The sequence below is a fragment of the Komagataeibacter kakiaceti JCM 25156 genome, from assembly GCF_000613305.1.
The window spans coordinates 1-3295 of the sequence record NZ_BAIO01000255.1; the positions used below are offsets into that span (position 1 = coordinate 1).

A 3295-nucleotide genomic window follows, 5' to 3' on the forward strand; every position below is an offset into this window, starting at 1 on the left:
CTGATCGTGACCGAACAGGGCAAGCCGCGCGCCGAGGCGGCGGGTGAAATCCGCTATGCCGCGAGCTTCCTGCTCTGGTTCGCGGGCGAAGCCATGCGCGCCTATGGCGATGTGATCCCCCCACCAACCGGCCACGCGGCTGAGCGTGATCCGCCAGCCGGTGGGGGTGTGCGCGGCGGTCACACCGTGGAATTTCCCCGCCGCCATGATCACCCGCAAGGCTGGCCCCGCACTTGCCGCCGGCTGCGCCATGATCGTCAAGCCATCGGAACTGACGCCGCTGACCGCCCTGGCGCTGGGGGAACTGGCGCGGCAGGCCGGGGTTCCGGCGGGGCTGTTGCAGGTGCTGCCGGGTGATGGCGTGAAACTGGGCCAGGCGCTGTGCGCCAGCCCCGACATCCGCAAGCTCTCCTTTACCGGCTCAACGCAGGTGGGGCGCATCCTCATGGCGCAATCAGCCCCCACGCTCAAGCGCCTGTCGCTGGAACTGGGCGGGAACGCGCCGTTCATCGTGTTTGATGACGCGCATATCGAACAGGCCGTCAAAAGCGCCATCGCCTCCAAATACCGCAATGCCGGGCAGACCTGCGTCTGCACCAACCGCTTTCTGGTGCAGGACGGCATCTATGACGCCTTCGCCACCCGTCTGGCGCAGGCGGTGGCGCAACTGCGCGTCGGGCCGGGCAGCGACCCGGATTCCGTCATCGGCCCGCTGATCAGCACGCATGCGCGCGACAAGGTGGAAGCCCATGTGCGTGACGCGGTGGAACATGGGGCCACGGTGTTGTGTGGCGGCACGCGTGACCCGGCGGGGGACCTGTTCTACCGTCCCACCGTGCTGCGCGACGCCACGCCCGCCATGCGTATCGCGCATGAGGAGACATTCGGCCCCGTGGCCCCGCTGTTCCGTTTCCATACGGAAGCCGAGGCCATCGCCATGGCCAACGACACGCAATACGGCCTTGCGGCCTATTTCTTCACCCGCGACCACGCCCGGACCCACCGCGTGGCCGAAGCGCTGGAATATGGCATGGTGGGGCACAATACCGGCCTGATCTCCAACGAGGTCGCGCCATTTGGCGGCATCAAGCAGTCCGGCATGGGGCGCGAGGGCTCGCGTTATGGCATGGATGAATATCTGGAAATGAAGTATATCTGCACCGACATCACCGACCCCGAGGGCTGAGACCAGCGCCCCCGATGCAGGGGCGCATTTACTTCCGCTTTCAATGGATTACGATGGCGGCATGGACGAATTCCGCTTCCTTCATGCCGCGACCTGCATCTGGACAGCCCGCTGCTGGGGCTGACCGAAAAATCAGGTGATTATGCCCGGCTCGTGGCCGACGCCTCGCGCCGCGCCTTCAGCGACATGATCGACCTGGCCATTGATACCAACTGCCGCTTTGTCGTGCTGGCGGGCGATGTGTTCGATGGCGACCTGCGCGACACGCAATGCGGCCTGTTTTTCATCAATGGCATGGCGCGGCTGCAAAAGGCGGGAATCCGGGTGTTCATGATCCTGGGCAACCACGATGCGGAAAACCGCTTTGCCCGGCATCTCCACGTAACCGATAACGTCCATCTCTTTGCATCGCACAAGGCGGAAACCCGGAGGATGGAAGATCTGGGCGTCGCCGTGCATGGCCGCAGCTTCGGCAGCCGGAAGGTGGAGGACAATATCGCGCGGCACTATCCCGCCCCGGTGCCCGGCCTGTTCAACATCGGTATCCTGCACACCGCCTGCGAAGGGCGGGAGGGGCATGAAACCTACGCCCCCTGCACGGTGGAGCAACTGGTCAACCACGGCTACCAGTACTGGGCGCTGGGGCATGTCCATACCCGTGAAATCCTGCACGAGAACCCGTATGTGGTCTATGCGGGCAACCTTCAGGGCCGCCACGCGCGTGAGGCGGGACCGAAAGGCGCGTCTCTGGTCACCGTGCGCGATGGCGCGGTCATGACGGTGGAGCATCAGGTGCTCGACGCCGTGCGCTGGGCCAGCACCACGGTCGATCTGTCCACCGCCGCCACCCATGTCGACATGACCGGCCTGATCCGCCATGTCGGGCACGACCTGCTGGCGCAGGCGCAGGGGCGGCCACTGGCGTTGCGGCTTGAACTGACCGGCACGACCCCGCTGCATGCCAGCCTGATCCGTGCGGCCCATGACCTGCAACTGGAAATCGAGACCATCCTGGCCAGCATATCGGATGAAATCTGGCTTGAACGCCTGCGCGTCCATACCCGCCAACCGGAACGCCCGGTGGTGCTTGATCCCTCCACCGGCGGGCGCATCGCGGCCGATATCCGCCACGCCGCCACGCCGGACGCCCTGCGGGAAGAACTGGCCCGGATCCTGACCACCGTGCTCGACCGCATGCCCGCCCACAGCCGCGGCGAGGAGATGCGCGACAGCATCCTTCGCGATGTGCCGGGGCACGCGGTGGATCTTGCGCTGATGCTGGTGGAAAACCCGGAGGGCGCGCCCGATGCGAATCAGTGAATTCAGCATTGTCCGCTACGGGGCCATTGCCGGGCTGGACCTGAACTTTGGCGACGGGCATGGCCTGCATGTCATCCATGGCCCGAACGAGGCGGGCAAGAGCACCTGCCTTTCCGCCATATCGGACTTCCTGTTCGGGGTCGCGCATAATTCGCACGCTGGCGCGGTTTTTGGCAATGACCAGATCCGGCTGGAAGCCCGCCTGCTGCTGGCCGATGGGCAGGAACTCGCACTGCGCCGCCGCAAGGGTCGCACACGCACCCTGTCCGTGCCTGACGGCGCGGTTGATGACAACCTGCTGGCCCCCGCGCTAGGGGCGATGACACGCGAACGCTTCGCCGCACTTTTCGGCCTGAATGACGAGACATTGCGCACCGGCGGCATGGACCTGCTCAGGGCAAACGGGGATATCGGCCGCCTGATCGTGGAGGCGGGCGGCGGCCTGCGCGCCCTTGTCATGCGGCTGGAGGAGATTGATGCGCGGCGCAACCAGCTTTTCGCGCCCCGTCGCTCCGCCGAGCGGGAATTCTACAAGGCGCTCGACGCCTTCGGCGCGGCACAGAAGACGTTGAAGGACGCCTCGCTGGGCCATGATGCCTATGCGCAGCATTGCCGCCAGCGCGATGAGGCGCGTGAGCGGAAAACGGTGCTGGGCGGGGAACAGGTCGAACTGCGCCGCCAGCGTACCCGCCATGAACGGCTGGCGGCGGCGCTGCCCCAACTGAATGAAATCACGCTGCTGGAAACCGAACTGGCGGCGCAGGCCGCCCTTGCGGACCTGCCCACCGG

General features: G+C 65.9%; 2 protein-coding genes and 1 pseudogene. All 3 read left to right on the forward strand.

Annotation, left to right across the window (positions count from 1 at the left end; all coding sequences use genetic code 11):
* Positions 1 to 1186, forward strand: a pseudogene (locus tag JCM25156_RS23875) (NAD-dependent succinate-semialdehyde dehydrogenase); the annotation flags it as partial.
* A gap of 120 nt (positions 1187 to 1306) precedes the next feature.
* Positions 1307 to 2506, forward strand: a complete 1200-nt coding sequence (locus JCM25156_RS23880) for a metallophosphoesterase family protein (protein ID WP_242402622.1) — start codon at positions 1307 to 1309, stop codon at positions 2504 to 2506.
* Positions 2493 to 3295: ATP-binding protein (locus JCM25156_RS23885; RefSeq protein WP_034959521.1), on the forward strand; the 803-nt coding region annotated here is incomplete at its 3' end. The genes JCM25156_RS23880 and JCM25156_RS23885, both read left to right, overlap by 14 nt.